This window comes from Dyadobacter sp. 32 (genome assembly GCF_902506755.1).
Lineage (GTDB): Bacteria > Bacteroidota > Bacteroidia > Cytophagales > Spirosomataceae > Dyadobacter.
In genome coordinates this window covers 5,924,546-5,941,072 of record NZ_LR735258.1, presented here as the reverse complement: position 1 = coordinate 5,941,072, position 16,527 = coordinate 5,924,546, and the positions used below count along the sequence as shown (strand labels likewise).

Here is a 16,527-nt window from a genome sequence, read left to right as displayed (position 1 = left end):
TTCGAAGCATTAGAATGAGATATTGATACCGGCAACATAGGTTTTAAGCAATGGGCCATTGGATTCCGGTGACCGTCCCCCTGCGCCAAATTCCGGATCCCAGCCCTTCCATTTTGTCCAGGTTGCCAGGTTTTTACCACTCACGTAGATCTGTACGCTACCCAATCGTGCTCTTTTCGTAATAGCCTCAGGGATGCTGTAAGCAAATGAAACATCCTGAAGTCTCACAAAACTTCTGCTTTGATAAAATCCATATCCCAGCGGATTCCGGTAATTGATACGTGCATAATCATTGATGGGATTAGCAGCTGTCCAGTAGGGCACATCCAAAAAGTTCATCTGATCGTAAAAATTGCTACCCGGATTCAGCATCGAAACGGAACTATATCCGCCTTGCCTGATATTAAAGGCGGTTGATAAACTAAACCCTTTAAAACTGAATATGTTGGTAATTCCCATATTAAAATTTGCCTGATTGTTGCTGACCACCGTCCTGTCGTCCGGAGATATTTTTCCATCAGGTATCCCATCCGGACCACTGATATCCTTGAATTTGATGTCACCAGGTTTGGCGCCGGGTATCAGCGTGAGGTCATCCCCTTCCCGAAATATCCCGTCAAAAACATAATCAAAATTAGATCCCAAAGGCTGGCCTATAAACCACTTGCTTGCTATATCATCATCCTCCCTACCATCATTATTCAAATCCCTGCCGGTGAGCTTCACAATTTTGTTACGGTTGAATGAAAAAGCAAGCCGGGTGTTCCATTCAAAATCACCTTTACGGATATTTACCGTTTTCAGATCTATTTCCAGACCATGGTTTTTTGTTTGTCCAATGTTGCGGAAGAACGTTTCGAAGCCATTGGTATTCGGAATGGTTTGTCGCAGAAGCAAGTCAAAGGTATTGCTCTGGTAGAAGTTAACAGACGCCCCAACACGACTTGAAAACGCCTCAATATCTGTACCAATATTAAAACTCTCGGTGGTTTCCCAGCCCAGATTTGGGTTGGCCAGGGTATTGGTACTCAACCCTACCGAAGTCGGACTTCCGTCGCCGAAAACGTAGTTACTCTGAATTACCTGACTCAATGAAGAGTATTCCTTTACGCCCCGGTTCCCATTCCGACCCCAGGAGACTCTCAGTTTCACAAAATTAATTTGCCTGATATCCTTAAAGAAATCCTCGTCACTTATGTTCCAGCTAAGAGCGCCGGCAGGAAAGATTCCAAATTTTTTCCCCGCACCAAAAGCAGAAAACCCGTCACGGCGAACACTCAGTGTCAGGAAGTACTTACTCCTGAACGAATACCCCAGCCGGGCCATACTTGATATTTGCTTGTTTTGAGCTGCCGCGGTATTGATATTAAAGTTTTCGCCAATCTCCAGAGCATTGTATCCCAGTGCATCATTGAATATATTCTGGCTGGAAAGTAATGAAGTATCACTCTTGAACTCGTACAGACCATAAAGCATCGTCAGGTCGAGATGATGATCCTTTCCAAAATTCTGTTGGTACTTGATGATGTTTTCCAGTGTAAAATTCTGATTTTCTGCGTGCCGTTTTGAGCCCGAACCGAGTCTGTTGACAGGCTTGTATGCCGGTGCATATTGGAAAACCTTTCCGTCCGTACGTGTGTAGCCGCCATTAATCTTGTAAGAGAGCCCTTTCCAGATGACCATATCGGCAAAAATGTTCGTAAAAAGAACATTGGTTACGGAATGCCTCTTGTTCAATACATTGGACATGATCGGACTCGGCACACCGCCGATATCCATAGGAAGTGGCTTGGGCGACACTCCATCTTCCAGATACAACTGAGCAAAGGGGCTAAGCTGGGTAGTTGCTCCTAAGTCCACCCGAACACCCGAATCATCCCTGGACGAAAAGCCACTGTTTACACCCAGTTTCAGCCAATCCGTAGCCTGCACGCTGAGGTTGAGCCTGCTCGATATCCGGCCGAAATTATCCCCGCGTACGGGTGATTTTGCAGCCGTGTAAGCACCGGAGAAAAAGTAATTCAGACGGTCAGTTTTGCCGGCCACGCTGAGTTCGTAATTAGACATCGGTGCCTTTTGCCTGATTTCCTCAAAGGGTTCAATGGTACGATTGGCAGCAATATTGGCCAGCTCACTGGGCCAAAACGGAACGGACCCGCCATCCGCTATTTCAGCGTCTTTCCGCGCCGCCAGGTATTGTTCGGGTGTCAGAAAATCCGGCAAATAAGCGTAGTCCGAAAACCCCATGTAGGTATTAAGCCCGAATTTCGGCTTGCCAGCCTTTCCTTTTTTGGTTGTGATTTCGATCACGCCATTGGCTGCCAATGAACCATAGATGGCGGTCGAACTTGCATCTTTTAATATATCAATGGATTCAATGTCATTGGGATTAATGTCAGAGAAGCTACCTCCCGCGTAGATAATCCCATCCAGCACGATCAGAGGATCAACACTTCCAGATATCGAATTGAGGCCCCGGATTCGTATGGTTCCGTTCTGCCCCGGCCTGCCGTTGTCCGTCACCTGTACGCCTGCGGTTGTTCCCCTTAGCATTTGGGTCGCATTGGTATTGGGTTGAAGCCTGGTATCTTCAATATTCACACTGGCAACAGCGCCGGTCAGGTCTTTCTTTTTCGCCGTTCCATAACCCACCACGACCACCTCTTCGAGCGTTTTATCGTTGACTTTCAGCTTAACATTGATGACCGTTCTGCCTGAAACCGGCATTTCCTCCGACAGATAACCCACAAATGAGAAGACAAGTGTGGCAGAAACATCGGAAACCTCGAAATTGAAATTGCCGTCAGTATCCGTCACAGTACCTCTTTGGGTACCCTTCTGCACCACATTTACGCCTGGCAACCCTTCCCCCTTCTCATCGGTAACCTTTCCACGAACCTCTGTGTCAGCCATACCCAAGGCTCGCTTAGGTTCAGTTGTGATGCCACCCACTTCATTTACAGTGTCAGTCAGGCGTGTGACTATCGGATTGAGGATAACCTGTCCTTCCACAATGCGGTAGCTGATCTGCAGCGAGCTAAACATTTTTTGAAGCACGTCTGAAAGCCGCTGCCCCTTCGCACTGACCGTTATTTTCCGGTCTGCTTTGATTGCCTTTGAACTATATACGAAGCGGATGTCTGCCTGCTTTTCGAGCTCGGCCAGCACGTATCGTAAACCTGTTTTCTCGACATGAATGGTCACCGATTTGTTCAGAAGGTCCTGCGCGCGACCATCATGGGCCAGCGAGATTCCTGAACAAAACAGCCAGATCGCCATTTGAACAGCTGAGATTTTCATAGTTTGGTGAAGTAACCTACTCCATTTTAAAGATTTTTTCATACATTTAAATGTTTTGTTGGACTTGAGAATCAGGCAAAACAAAGCCCTCTCACCACCGTAGGGTGAGCCTGTCATGGCAGCTCTGTTGAAGGGGGACATTACAAGCTGGCCGTGGTCGCACACGGCCAGCTTTTTCATTTTACTCTTTTATCTATTCATTCATCATGGGTTTTGAGCGTTAAAAAATGTCATTCACAGCCTTGGCCACTAATCAGGATGGTTGTGCCCTTTACTTCATAAGTTCCCTGAATCACGGCACAGATCAGATCGAGTTGCTGATATAGACCCTTTTTGGAAAGATTTGCCGTAAGCGGGCAATCGCCAAGTGTTTTACGTTCCACCTCCAGATCGATACTATAAGTCTCTTCAAGTTCAGCCAATACCTTCGATAATGCGGTGTCGTTGTAATTAAAGGAGTGTTGCACCTTCTGATCTTTTGCAGTCAAAGCAACCGGTTCCTCTACCAGTTTGGTTAAGAAAAGTTTGTCCCGCTTCAGGAATGTCACCTGATGATTGGGGCTTAATATAACGCCACTTCCGTTTTTGCTGGATTGTACGGGAGCCTCCTTTTCACTTTCGTAAACAGATACTTTTCCGGTTTTAACCGAAACTTCCACCTCTGAGCCACTGTGAGGCGCCTTCACCCGGAAGCTGGTGCCCAAAACCTTCGTTGTAATTTGTCCGGCATTAACAAAAAAGGGCTGGTTCGGATTTTCTTTCACTTCAAAAAATGCCTCGCCGTTCAGGAATACTTCCCTTTTCGCCCGGTTAAAATGCTCAGGAAATCGGAGTTCCGCTCCGGGATTCAGAAATACCTTACTGCTATCCTCCAGAGCTACCAACATGACCTTTGTTCCTTCGTTTTCGATTAATTTCAATACATTTTCCTCAGACCTGGCGATTTGTTCCGTACCGATAATACTTTTTGCAAAGTAGAATCCAAACCCCAGGAGGAGAATAACCGAAGCTGCAATCGCGATCCAGGTATTCATTGTTCTCCCAAGCACGAGTCTCAGGGGTACGGGAGTATCCTCATCACCACGAGACTCTGGGTTCAGCTTCCTCCACAGCCTGCTTTCCAATTCCGTCCACTCGTATGCGGTGAGCTCTCGCGGTTCCTCGCCCAGCAGGGTATACCATTGCTCTACAACATGTTGCTCGGCAGGCGTTACATCCCCAGACTGGTATTTTTGAAGTAAGGCGGCAAATGCAGAGCGGCTCATAATTTTGTTTTTATAATAGCTAGTCGATTAAATGGGGCACTACCGCAATATTGCCTCAAATAATATGAGAAAAATTATACGATATTGAAATATTTGTTATTTATTCTTTAAATAATTCAATTCAACAATCGCCCATACAGGCCAGCACGATCAGGGGAAGAAAATCTTTGAGTTGCTGGCGCAGCAGTTTGAGGGATTGTGTAATGTGGTATTCTACCGTGCGTTCAGGGATATCAAGCGCGGTAGCAATTTCGCGGGTACTTTTAAATTCAAGCCTGCTCATGTGGAAAACACGGCTTGTTTTTTGTGGAAGTTGCTGTAGAACAGCCTCAAAAATGGAAACAATATCCTGAATATTAACGGCAACATCCGCCTCATGAACATGTTCCTCCTGTTGAGACTGTGCAAAATCGACGTATTTTTCCGCCACAAAAAGTGATCGGAAGTGATCCACGATCTGGTATTTAAGGATACTGAAAAGATAGCCCCCCAGATTGTCAATCTGCTGAACGGCTCGTTTTTCCCACAAATTCAGAAAGAGGTTCTGCAAAAGCTCTTCGGCAAGCTCGTCAGATTTCAATTTATACCTTGCCGATTGAAACAAGGACTTCCAGTAGCGCTTATAAATCTCATTGAAAGCCTCAGCATCATCCACCCGCATGAGCCTTACAAGGAGTTCGTCGCTGAGTAAATGATATTCCATTCGGTGCTTTTATGCAAAAATATCACCTTAAATTTATAGTTCAATAGATCGTGTACATAAAGAAGCCAAGAAATTGATTTTCAATATCGTAAAATCTATTGGCCTGCACAATTGAGCCAAGCCCTCAACACTTAAAGCCCTGCCTATCCTACGGCTGCCCCGCATCCCGTTTTTTCCAGTTATAAGCTGCAACCGAATTTTTCCAGAAGTATTTTTCCGCAGCCACCGGGCCTTTTTCCATAAAATATTTCCTTACCAGGTTCAGTCCATCCTCAAATGGAAGCCAGTGATCACTGTTAGGCCAGTCACTGCCATAGAGCAACCTGTCTTCGCCAAACATCGTGTAGAGTTCATCCAGTCGTTCGCGATAGAAATTCAGTTCGGTTGGGATCAGTCCGTTCACGCGACGTAAAACCTCCGAGATTTTAAGGAATACCTTTGGTCTTTGCCCCAGCTCGAGCAGATGTGTTTCGTAGGATTTTCGCAAAACTTTATCTTCCGGAATGGCCATTTGTGGCAAATGATCAATGACGATCTTTAATTCGGGCACCTGATCAGTAAGCTTCACAATCGAAGCCAGCAATTTAGTGCTTGGATTTGCCGTGTCCATTACTAAACCTTCCTGTGCGAGGGATTTCAGGTCCGAGATAAATTTTGGGTTCCCGAGTTGAACCGAAATATCACGACCCCATAGATTTCCATAGCGGATTCCCCTGAAAAGCGGACTGGACTGAAATCGTACGAGCTGTTTGCCAAACTCCGGATTACCCGGTTCAAGGTTACCAATAACCCCCACAATCATTTTATCCGTGGCGGCAACGTCAAGCACCCACTGGTTGTCCTCCACCCACGGACTGGCCTCTACTACGATAGCGCCAACAACGCCCACTCGTCCGGCTATACTGCGGTATCGCCCGGGAAGTGCCGGCTTGTACAGGATCTGATCTTTTTTGTCGGGCCAGGGTACACCCTGCGCACGATTGGTATCGAACAGATGAATGTGCGTGTCGATGATGGGCGGCGATGCTGAATGTTCCGCATGCGCCCCGGGAAGCCCGGTGGCGAGCGAAACACCGGCAGATAGGGCAAGAAATTTTCTCCGGTTCATTGGCAAAAAATAGTTTGGGTCACCTGGTATTTACCCAACCCTTTACGCTTGGGTACAATGGACATTACCCACTCAAAAGGTTTTAACGCTGCACCTTACTCACTGTATTGTAGAATTTGATCTGGATTTACGCAAATTTGTGAAAAACGATGGCCTTCTCGCGGGGCATTCTCGGTATGTACAGCGGAAGCTAAGCAGTGGTTACTTAAAAAATGAATAGGATCGGATGAAAGACGAAATGATAGATCAGTCGCGGCCAACAAGCATCCTGAGTCGCAGGGAATTCACGACTAAACTTGCCTTAGGATCCATTTTCAGCATGATTTCGACCGGGTTAATGGCTCCTCACGCAAAGGCATCTGGCTGGCACGCTGGCCTGGGCAGACGTGTCATCACGCCCAATGTACCTGTATGGCTGGCCGGCTACGGCAGCAAGCGTGAACCTATCGGGAAATTACATGACATTTGGGTAAAGGTCTTGTACCTGAAAGACAGGCAGGGAAAGCGGGCCGTACTGATCACCTCCGACAACCAGGGCATGTCCCGGACGATCTCGGATAGTCTCTTTGAAAAGATAAGAGCGAATTTCGGGCTTGAGCGATCTGAAATGATGCTGACTTTTTCTCACAATCATTCCGGACCTTGTCTCACCGATGACCTGGTAGACTATTACCCCAGCGACGACGTACAACGAAGGCTTGTGAAGGAATATTCTGACTGGATGGTGATGCAGATGGTGGATGCAGTTGGTGATGCGGTGAAAAACCTGCAACCTGTCGACATTGAAATGGGTGAGGGGCATTGCACCTTTGCCGTAAACAGGCGGGACAATAAGGAGGCGGATGTACCAGGGCTTCGCGCACAGGGCATCCCGCTGAAAGGGGCGGTTGACCACTATGTGCCGGTACTGACAATAAAAAACAAACAGAAACTCCTGGGATTACTTTTTGGATATGCCTGCCACCCTACTACCCTATCCGGCCGTGAGTGGTCGGGCGACTATCCAGGATTTGCCCAGATCAGCCTGGAGGACCGTTTTCCGGGTGCATGTGCCATGTTCTTCAATACCTGTGGCGGAGACCAAAATCCGCTGCCCAGGAGAACCGTGGAACTTTGTGAAAAATATGGGAAAATGCTCTCGGAGTCGGTGCAGGAGGTTTTGTCCAAACCCATGAAACCGCTTTCTCCTAAACTTAAAACTGATTTCAGTTATGTTAATCTCGACTATGAGGAAATTGCGACATCCGACCAGCTCATACCTATTGCCGGCGGCACCAACGAGATACATGCACGATGGGCAAAACGCATGCTGGAAAAGCTCAAAAATGGAGAAAAGTTTCCAACCTTTTACGCATACCCGGTTCAAGCCTGGGGTTTTGGTAAAGAATTGTTGCTGATCGGCCTGGGTGGCGAGGCTGTAGTGGATTACTCGTTACGGTTCAAACGTGAATTCGGTAAAACGACTACCTGGGTGAGCGGCTATACCAATGATATGGTTGCGTACATTCCGTCGCGCAGGGTATGGGACGAAGGAGGCTATGAGGGCGGCTCCCATCTGGATGAATACGGCAGGCCGGCATGGAGATGGGCAGGTGATATTGAAGACCGGATTGCGGGTGCTGTGCGCAAGGTGGCGGAGCGCGTCAGGTAACCGGTTGATTTGCTATTAATGTATGGCTCCCCAAAGCTCTTTTGACAAGTCGTGAATCGAATTTTGCTTCAGCAGCACCTTCTCGATTCCCAGCTCTTGAAGGGTCTGCTGCGTCAAGGGTGGCATGGAGCCGGATAAAATGAAAATAGCCGACTGCTTTAGCTCATCCATAGTGTTCAAATACTTCAAAGATTCCTTTAAGTCTGTGTTTGGTAGACTCCAGTCCATGAAAATATACTTCGGAATATCGATCGAATGATTTCTAAGTCTGGAGACTGCCGTCGGGTAGTCCAGCGCGAACTCACAACGGGCCTCAGGATAAGTCCTTTTCAGGGCCTCAAGAAAAAACTCATGATCATCCGTGTCATCATCGATCAACAAGCAATTAAATTTTTTTGACATCATACTAACTTAAAATTCCCCACATCCCATTCCTCTGTCTCAGATTGGATTTACAAACACAGCATTAAAAATGCGTGCCAAAAAGAAATACATCAGGAAGTTATAGAAATAATTGGCTATTCTAAATGCTGCCAGCATAGTATGAGCACATCAAATGTCGCCGTATTTTAGGTAACTTGCAGGATGATGGAAGAGCCCAAAGTGGTATTACTGGCGGATGACGACGAAGATGACAGATTGTTTCTAACCGAAGCATTGCTGAAGGTAGATGCAGATATTCAGATTTTACAGGCAGAAAACGGCGTCGAACTGGTAGATTTACTTAATGAAAAAAACTTCAACGGTCAACCCTCTTTGATCGTACTGGATATGAACATGCCATTGATGAATGGGCTGGAAACCATGGCATTGCTGAAATCAAAGCCAGAGGTGGCTAAAATTCCAACGGTGATGCTATCGACAGCATCCGATAAAGGTTCCAGCGAATCTGCTATGAAAGCAGGTTTTCAGGACTACTATGTGAAACCACATCTCGTCCAGGGTTTTCTGACCCTGGACGCAACCCTGAAAGCAAAGTATCTTGAGTAGCAGCCCTCAAATATTCCAAATCCCATAAAGCAACACATAGAGCTTCCCAATTTTCGGTTTCCTGGTTCTGCTTAGACATACACGCACTTCATAGGCGATCAAAAGTTGCAGGCACAGCTCCGTTGCAGATGCAGAACGACGGGAAAAAACTTATATTTTTTGGCATGAAAACAGCGAGGTCGCTCCAAAAGCGCGACCTCGCTCTATGACTTAACGGTAGACAAGCGAAGCCGTAGCCTCGCAGGACTTATCCGTTTTAAACCTGATCCACCTGGCGGCGAATGTGGCAGGAAATTCAAAATCCACAGATTTGCCTGGTTGTACCGTGAAGGTTTTATATTCCATCCATGGGCCATTACCAACGGGATCTGCTTCCAGAATAAATGTGACCGCAGTCGCACCTTTGTGAGACAAGGTCAGTTTCTTTTTATCATAAAAACCAATCAGGTATGGATCTGAGGCTTCACCGGCTTTCACAGAAGCATCCTTCCATGGCCCACCGTGCCCGGTGGGTTTGCCAAGTTTCCAAAGATCATCAATGGCACCTGCCCATACCGCTGCCTTTTTATCGTCCGATACGATAATGCGGTTATTTTGCGACGCCTTGCCTGCATCAAGACCGGTCATGACGAGCAATCCCCGGTAGGAAGCGTAATCATGAATGCGGAGGTTATGGGAAGACACAGGTCTGATCTTGGCATAACCATCTGCATTTTCGGCGGGAAGCTCATAAAAGGTCCCATGGCAGTTAAACAAGTCACGCTCTGTGGCTACTTCACGGCAAATACGCAGCGCAGCCTTGTCTGTCAGTCCTGTGAAGGCTTCGTTACCGAGCGGCAGGCGCCAGCGCCGGCCCTTGTCATCCACAACCAAAACCGACGATTTATCCACCGTAACCACGTTGTGCGGAATGGCAAATTTTGTTTTTACAAAGTCCAGGGTTTTTTGATCGTCCTTACGAACGAGCCTCATATCAGCGTCCAGTTCATAATATCCAACTTCCTTCGCAGCACCTCCGGCATAATCCATTGCCGCCATCGCCAACGCCCGACTGTCTTCCCCAAGCCCGTAGATCAGTCCGGCTGTACTCTTGTCGGACGAAACCAGACTCAATCCACTGAAAATCAAATCTGTATCCATTGAGCGTTTGTCGGTAGCAGAATAGGAAAAATGAGCAGAAGCCTTCGTTTCCGCAGACGCTTTAATGCGAATCCACTCCCCTGTTTCCTGATTGGTGAAGTCCATTCTTTTAGCATTTTTTGCCGGTACAGATAATGTTTTCATCACAGTCCAGTTACCATTTCCAGCTTTGTCAACCTCGAGTGTAAAGCTCACCTCCTTTGCGCCATCATTCTGAATCCATACCGACCGGAGCGGCCAGCCAGCAAAGAGGAATGGTTCGGATACATCCCCCGCCTTCACGGTTTCATTCAGCCAAACGGAACCTTCAGCGGTGTTCGGCCCCAGCTTATCGGGCTGGTCAAGGGGTGTAAACCAGAGATTGGAATTGGACTGACCGGGGCCTTCAATGCCTCCTTTTGCTTTCCGCTTATTTAAGAATTCCCTTTGAGCAGAATCGTCACAGCCAAAAACGAGCTGATTGTTCCAACGTGTGTAATCCCCGATTACCTTGAGATAGGAGGTTCGCGGACGAATTCCTGCTGAATTTCTGGAGTTAAACTGCCCCGGAAACTGCCAGAACATCCCGTGCATAGTCATCAGATAATCCGGTTTGGCCGCGGTACCCACGTCACGGATACGTGGCCATTCGGTGTTCCAGCCATGCGCGCCGTCATAAGCGTGACTGGCCTTAGGTAAGCGGTAAAAATTCCATTTCCCATGGTCGCGCACACCCAGCAGCACGGATTTATGATCCCAGCCCGTAGCCCAGATCGGATCACTTTCAGGATTACTGTTCCCATAAATACCTCCCGGACCGGTCACCTCAACGAACTGGTTTCGGCGTATGAGCTTCCAGTCTTTACCATCCCACTCGGATAGCGAACCCGATTCAATATCAAAATCTATTTCAGCTCTTTTACCCGGTTCCCCATTGTTGGAATAAACGGCAACACCCTGCCCCGAATAAAAACCTTTTCCATGCGTACCGGGCAACAGTCCCTTGAATTGATAGGTCGATTTATCGGCAGCTCTCTGACGATCTATGTTGCCATCCTCGTACAACATCGTTGGCTTCAGCGTTGCTACATCCACGGAGTAGAAACCTTCCTCCATCGTCCCATAGAGGATTTTATTGGCCGGATCCGTCAAATGCCTCGCGTTGCCGGTATGCCTGCCGGGCATGTCCTTGTAAGGTATTGTTCTCACGTTCGACTTTTCATCTATGGCATATGGGCCAATGAAGAGTTGTTTGCTTTCCTTATGAATCATCCGGTTTGCCGGGGTACCGCCAATACTTCCTGGAAAAACGGTCTGTTTGAGATCCGCGCTGATTTCATAGAGCTTGTCCGAAGAACCAAAAGGCAAATGCGGACCATAAGTAATCACCCACAGTTTTCCCGCCCAGGGAACCACAGCACCCGTGCCACATTCGCCCTCCTTGTTATACATGGCGAGGTGTGGATATATGCCGCTGAACGAAGGCTTGCTTTTAAGCTGCGCTTTAACATATTGACCGCTAAGAATCAGACACCCTAAAAGCAGTGTATGAAGTGAATATCTTTTCATTAAAACAATCATGTACCGAATTGAAAAAATTAATTGGTTGGAAAATAAATTAGTAGCCTGGGTTTTGGGTGATGTTGGTATTGACACGCCTTTCCACAGCCGGAATTGGCCACAGGTATTGCCGGGTTTTATCAAAATTCCTCTGGGCCAGCACTTTTACATCCGTACCTAAACCCGAGTAGTCCGCGATCCCGTCATCGTCCAGGGGTGTAACGCCGGGAAAAGGCCATTTTGCACGACTCTGCGCAGCGGGATCCGGCAACCCGATTACGGGTTTAATGAGAATTTTCTCGGCCAGCTTCCAACGAATCAGATCCATGTAACGCAGCCCTTCACGCGGGAACTCTACACGCCTTTCTCTGCGCAATACCTGTTTCAAAGCAACGGCATTGGTGGTGGTAACGGCCGGGTAGGACTTGGTATCCGACACGGCCGTACCATAAGCCCGGGCCCGAACCTGGTTAATCGCATCGAGAACGGTATTGTCAATGGTACCCAGTTCAATCATTGCTTCGGCGTATGTCAACAGAATTTCGGCATAACGGATGATAATCGCATCGTTATCCTCCACAAGCCTGTCGGGCCAGGATTGATCGATCCCCTTTTTCCATAAAAATCCTGTAAAACTCGCAAACGCCGCAACCGCCCGGGTGTCCCTGTTGGATACCTTTTTATTTTCTTTTGAGCTAAAAATTAATAAAGAATCGGGATGTGGGGTATAGTTATAACCCAGCCATTGTGTATTGAACTCTACAATGCTGGCGGTAAGCCTGGGGTCCCGGTTTTTGAAGGGCGCTTTTGGATCATATATCGACGACTCGTCGATGGGTTTTCCGTCAACTGCTTCATAGGCGTCCATAAGATCCCTGGTCGGCAACTGAGCGCCAAAGCCCCCGGCATTTCTGGATATATTATCCTGGACATAGCCTGCCGTACTAAAAACCTGCTGCTTTTCGTCCCTGGGGATACTGATTATCAACTCCTTGCTTGTTTCGCCTGCCCGCAGGAACAGTTGTGAATAACTGGGGTTCAGTGCATAAGTACCGCTGAGTGCCATCACCGCCTTTGAGGCATCCCGGGCTACATCCCACTTACCCATGTACAGGGCAGTACGTGCCTTCATGGCCAGAGCGGCTCCTTTGGTCAGTCTTTTGATATCGGATGCGGCATAAGTCACAGGAAGATTAGCGGTTGCAAAATCCAGCTCAGCGAAAACAAAGGTTAAAATCTCGTCTTTGCTGGTACGTGTTACGGTGTACGATTCTTCGAGGAGCAGGGGCGCTGTCAGCAGCGGTACATCGCCGAAGTGCGTGATCAGCCTTGCATACTGATAGGCGCGGATCAGCCTCATTTCGGCTTCCAGCCTCGTGAGGATTGAGGCGGGGGTATTGGCTGCTGCACGATCCTTGTTGGCCAGGAATGAGTTGGCACGGGCAATGGCTTTGTAGGCGTTGAGCCAGAAAGTCTGCACGGCAACGTCATCCGAATTCATGGTTCCGCCAATAACTGCATTGGTCAGCTGCCCGCGATGCCATTCGTTATCGCTGAACAGCTCGTTGTCATTACCCCAGAACGCAATCCTGTACAAATCGTTGACAGCAAGCTCAAGCTCCGTCTGATTGGCGTAAAAAGTACCTGTGGATGCCTCCGAAAGAGGGTTCAGGTCAAGCGTGTGACAGGCTGAAAGGCCAACTGCCACGAGAAAAGTTAATATTAATTTTTTCATGAGGTTATATCTTTGCCTGTTAATTAAAATCGGATCGTTGCGCCTGCCATCAGCGTTGTTACAATAGGGTAAGCGTAACTGGCTGATTCGGGATCCAGGTATTTGGGAAATTTGCTGAAAGAAAGTACATCATTGGCTGAGACATAAAACCGCAGGCTCTGAAAACCTGTTTTTTTCATCAGATCCTGTCTCAAGGTATAACCCAAAGTAATATTCTTCACCCTGAAATACCCGCCTTTGATAAGCCAGTAGTCGGAAAGGGAATAATTGGCCGTGTTCGAAGTTCTTGAAAGACGAGGATAACTGGCCGCCAGATTTTGCTCAGGCGTATTGTTCAGGCTCCAGAAGTTCCCAACCATATCCGAGGGCATATTGCCAAAGGCCTCTGCAAATGGCTGCACAGCATCGGTATTCAAGCGCGACAGCTTTTTAGCAACGCCCTGAAAGGTGATTCCAAAATCGAAACCCTCGTAGTCTGCGCGCAGATTGCCACCATACAGATAACGGGGCAGGGCACCTCCCAAAAGAACTTTATCATCTGTGGTAATTTTGCCATCATTGTTCACATCCACATAACGCACGTCGCCGGGCTTGGTGGTCACATTCAGCACAGGCGCACCCGTTATCTGATCCTGGGATTGAAAAAGGCCATTGGATAAATACCCAAACCATTCATTGTATTCACTTCCGTTACGGATGATCTGATCCCCTCTGAACTCGGTTCCCTTGAGGTCTCCCACGGTTGATTTGGCGTCCGAAAGATTCGCTGCAATCGAATAGCCCAGTTTGCCAACCCGGTCGCGCCACGCCGCTTCAAGTTCCCAGCCACGTACATTGAGCGTTCCGGCATTTTGATTTGGCTTATCATATCCCATGTAAAGCGGGATGTCAAGTGGCAGAAGGATGTCGGTAGTCGTTTTCTTGTAATAATCAGCAGCAACAGTGAGCCGGTCCTTAAGAAAAGCTGCGTCGATTCCGAAGTCAAGCGTTTTGCTGGTTTCCCATGAAATATTTTCCACTGCGTAAACCTGCTGGCCTCCACCCGTCAGAGGGATCACACCTCCATTTTGATAGAAAAGAGCTGTTGTAAAATCAATGGTAGCCAGGTAGGGATAATAGGCAGGATTATTGTCTTTGTCGAGCAGCCGCTCATTACCCGCCTGTCCCCAAGACCCCCTTACTTTCAGGAACGAAAGCCAGGGATTGTCTTTCAGGAAGGCTTCTTCGGAAATCGTCCAGCCCGCTGAAACGGAAGGGTAAACAGCCCTGCGGTAGGCCGAAGCAAACCGAGAGGATAGATCGGAACGAAGATTTCCCTGTATGAAGTATTTGCTTTTATAATTGTACTGCAGTCGGCCGAAAAACGAATGTAAACCGGATTCGTTGGCACTTCCCGCGTTATCCCGCAACTCGGTAGATCCCGAATTCAGATAAGGAAAATCGGTCAAAGCAAAACCACTCCGGGAAGCTGTCAATGTTTCTAATGAACGGTAGTTTTCTTCAAAACCAGCCAGAATATCGATGGTGTGAGCACCGCCAAACACTTTCACATAGTTGGCCAAGAGTTGCCCGTTAATGCTCAGCGCCTCTGAACGGCCTTCATTCAAAACCGTACGCGCTTGATTCACCACCGTACTGGGCGTACCATCGGGATTGGTATAGCGGATTTGTTTCGAAAAGTATTTGTTTTTATCCAGATCAAAAACAGGCGCGATCAGTGCAGTAACCGTAAGGCCATCCACGGGCTTGTAATTCAAGGACATTCTTCCGCCGATCTGGTTGGCCAGAGACCTGGTAAATCCTCCGTTTCTCACTTTGGCCAGTGGATTGCGGCCATCTTTTCCGAATGCCATCCTGCCATCCGAGTACACATCGTCGTAGATCGGGGGCATTACACGGCCCTCGTAGATGGGGTTAAAACCATTATTCGGAAGCTCATTCGCATTTCCTTTATCTGCGGTTCTTTTGTAAAAAACATCCAGATTGACACCAATCTTATCATTGACCTGCAAGTCGTTATTGACCCGGAACAGGTAACGGTCGTAAGATCTGTTGTCGTAAAATGCACCAGCGCTCGAGTACCCCAACGAAGCCTTGGTCTTGATCTTACCTGTTCCCATGGTAAAAACCAGGTCGTGACGCTGCCTGGGGGCATTCTCTCTGCTCATAAGCGCTTTCTGCCAGTCGGTATTGGGAAATCTGTCCGGGCTCACACGGTTGCTGTCGAGGTAACTGTTTATCAAATTCTGTGCAAACGGACCAGTACTAGCTCCATCGTTTGTCGACTGCTCATTGAAGTACCGCATATAATCCTGTACGCCTACATATTCGGGCATGGCAGTAGCACGCTGGACACCATATTCGTAGGTATACTCCAGGCTGCCCTGCCCGCTTTTTGCACGTTTCGTCGTAACCAGGATTACCCCTGCGGCACCCCTGGAACCATAAATAGATGCCGAAGCCGCATCCTTAAGTACCGTTATATTTTCAACATCACCCGGGTTCACATTATCAATGCTGCTCACCGGCACTCCATCCACAATGATCAGCGGACTGTTTGTACCGATTGTGGTAATACCGCGTATCAGAATATTCGAGCCTGTTCCCGGCGCTCCGCTGCTTCGGGTCACAGACACACCCGCGATGCTTCCCTGCAGGGCGTCTGAAACCTGAATAGTCTGCCGGCCAGCCACATCTCTGGCACCAATTGAAGAAATGGCACCGGTCAGATCCTTCTTCCTTTGCGTACCATAACCCACAACGACCACCTCGGATAAAGTTTTATCTTCCGGTGTCAATGCAACATCCAAAGTTGAACGTGCACCCAGCTGGACATCCTGGCTTTGATACCCTACAAAAGAAAAAGTGATCGTGACCTCGCCTTGTTCAGGAATAGCCAACTTGTATTCACCGTTGGCGTCGGTGGTAGTTCCGCGCTGAGTACCTTTAATAATGACGCTCACGCCTGGTAAATCCTTTGCCGCCTCATCGGTTACTTTTCCGGTTAACGCTCTGGTTTGCCCCAGGGCCGACCCGAAACCAATGAGAAGGAGGACAATGCTTAGTAGATGTTTTTGTCGCATATTTTTTCGATAT

The 16,527-nt window shown here is 48.0% G+C and carries 10 protein-coding genes; 2 read left to right on the top strand and 8 right to left on the bottom strand.

Translation table 11 applies throughout. The features are described 5' to 3' along the window. Positions 1–9 precede the first annotated feature (9 nt). The 4 genes from DYADSP32_RS24305 to DYADSP32_RS24290 all read right to left on the bottom strand — a co-directional run bounded on the left by DYADSP32_RS24305 (position 10) and on the right by DYADSP32_RS24290 (position 6,376). Positions 10–3,300 carry a TonB-dependent receptor gene (locus DYADSP32_RS24305; RefSeq protein WP_149240336.1) on the bottom strand — a complete coding sequence of 1,097 codons (3,291 nt, stop codon included), beginning with the start codon at positions 3,298–3,300 and terminating at the stop codon, positions 10–12. 230 nt (positions 3,301–3,530) lie between these two features. Next, the gene (locus DYADSP32_RS24300) at positions 3,531–4,565 is read right to left on the bottom strand and encodes a FecR family protein (protein WP_149240337.1); all 1,035 of its coding nucleotides are present in this window, start codon (positions 4,563–4,565) and stop codon (positions 3,531–3,533) included. Between the two features lie 121 nt (positions 4,566–4,686). Next, the gene (locus tag DYADSP32_RS24295; RefSeq protein WP_149240338.1) at positions 4,687–5,268 is read right to left on the bottom strand and encodes a sigma-70 family RNA polymerase sigma factor; all 582 of its coding nucleotides are present in this window, start codon (positions 5,266–5,268) and stop codon (positions 4,687–4,689) included. A gap of 148 nt (positions 5,269–5,416) precedes the next feature. Further along, positions 5,417–6,376 carry an amidohydrolase family protein gene (locus DYADSP32_RS24290; RefSeq protein ID WP_149240339.1) on the bottom strand — a complete coding sequence of 320 codons (960 nt, stop codon included), beginning with the start codon at positions 6,374–6,376 and terminating at the stop codon, positions 5,417–5,419. A gap of 226 nt (positions 6,377–6,602) precedes the next feature. On the opposite strand from DYADSP32_RS24290, the gene DYADSP32_RS24285 reads away from it, so the two are divergent. Next, complete coding sequence (locus DYADSP32_RS24285; protein WP_414618021.1) at positions 6,603–8,027, top strand: neutral/alkaline non-lysosomal ceramidase N-terminal domain-containing protein; 1,425 nt, start codon at positions 6,603–6,605, stop codon at positions 8,025–8,027. Between the two features lie 15 nt (positions 8,028–8,042). Here DYADSP32_RS24285 and DYADSP32_RS24280 read toward each other — a convergent pair whose 3' ends face one another. Then, the gene (locus DYADSP32_RS24280) at positions 8,043–8,432 is read right to left on the bottom strand and encodes a response regulator (RefSeq protein WP_149240340.1); all 390 of its coding nucleotides are present in this window, start codon (positions 8,430–8,432) and stop codon (positions 8,043–8,045) included. A 180-nt stretch (positions 8,433–8,612) separates the two neighbouring features. On the opposite strand from DYADSP32_RS24280, the gene DYADSP32_RS24275 reads away from it, so the two are divergent. Beyond that, positions 8,613–9,017: a response regulator gene (locus DYADSP32_RS24275; protein ID WP_149240341.1), complete on the top strand. Its 405-nt coding sequence runs from the start codon at positions 8,613–8,615 to the stop codon at positions 9,015–9,017. A 210-nt stretch (positions 9,018–9,227) separates the two neighbouring features. On the opposite strand, the gene DYADSP32_RS24270 is transcribed toward DYADSP32_RS24275, so the two are convergent. From DYADSP32_RS24270 to DYADSP32_RS24260, 3 genes are read right to left on the bottom strand one after another with little or no spacing between them, the layout of a single operon-like run. Next, a complete protein-coding gene (locus DYADSP32_RS24270; protein WP_149240342.1) occupies positions 9,228–11,705 on the bottom strand; it encodes a hypothetical protein in 2,478 nt (825 codons plus the stop codon). A 49-nt stretch (positions 11,706–11,754) separates the two neighbouring features. Next, positions 11,755–13,431 (bottom strand): RagB/SusD family nutrient uptake outer membrane protein, encoded by a 1,677-nt coding sequence (locus tag DYADSP32_RS24265; protein WP_149240343.1) that lies wholly within the window; start codon positions 13,429–13,431, stop codon positions 11,755–11,757. Positions 13,432–13,454: 23 nt separating this feature from the next. Beyond that, positions 13,455–16,514 (bottom strand): SusC/RagA family TonB-linked outer membrane protein, encoded by a 3,060-nt coding sequence (locus DYADSP32_RS24260; protein WP_149240344.1) that lies wholly within the window; start codon positions 16,512–16,514, stop codon positions 13,455–13,457. Positions 16,515–16,527: the final 13 nt, after the last annotated feature.

Coding starts and splice junctions, on each gene's coding strand:
- DYADSP32_RS24305 (WP_149240336.1), bottom strand. CDS start 3,300: ATGAAAATCTCAGCTGTTCAAATGGCGATCTGGCTGTTTTGTTCAGGA.
- DYADSP32_RS24300 (WP_149240337.1), bottom strand. CDS start 4,565: ATGAGCCGCTCTGCATTTGCCGCCTTACTTCAAAAATACCAGTCTGGG.
- DYADSP32_RS24295 (WP_149240338.1), bottom strand. CDS start 5,268: ATGGAATATCATTTACTCAGCGACGAACTCCTTGTAAGGCTCATGCGG.
- DYADSP32_RS24290 (WP_149240339.1), bottom strand. CDS start 6,376: ATGAACCGGAGAAAATTTCTTGCCCTATCTGCCGGTGTTTCGCTCGCC.
- DYADSP32_RS24285 (WP_414618021.1), top strand. CDS start 6,603: ATGAAAGACGAAATGATAGATCAGTCGCGGCCAACAAGCATCCTGAGT.
- DYADSP32_RS24280 (WP_149240340.1), bottom strand. CDS start 8,432: ATGATGTCAAAAAAATTTAATTGCTTGTTGATCGATGATGACACGGAT.
- DYADSP32_RS24275 (WP_149240341.1), top strand. CDS start 8,613: ATGATGGAAGAGCCCAAAGTGGTATTACTGGCGGATGACGACGAAGAT.
- DYADSP32_RS24270 (WP_149240342.1), bottom strand. CDS start 11,705: ATGAAAAGATATTCACTTCATACACTGCTTTTAGGGTGTCTGATTCTT.
- DYADSP32_RS24265 (WP_149240343.1), bottom strand. CDS start 13,431: ATGAAAAAATTAATATTAACTTTTCTCGTGGCAGTTGGCCTTTCAGCC.
- DYADSP32_RS24260 (WP_149240344.1), bottom strand. CDS start 16,514: ATGCGACAAAAACATCTACTAAGCATTGTCCTCCTTCTCATTGGTTTC.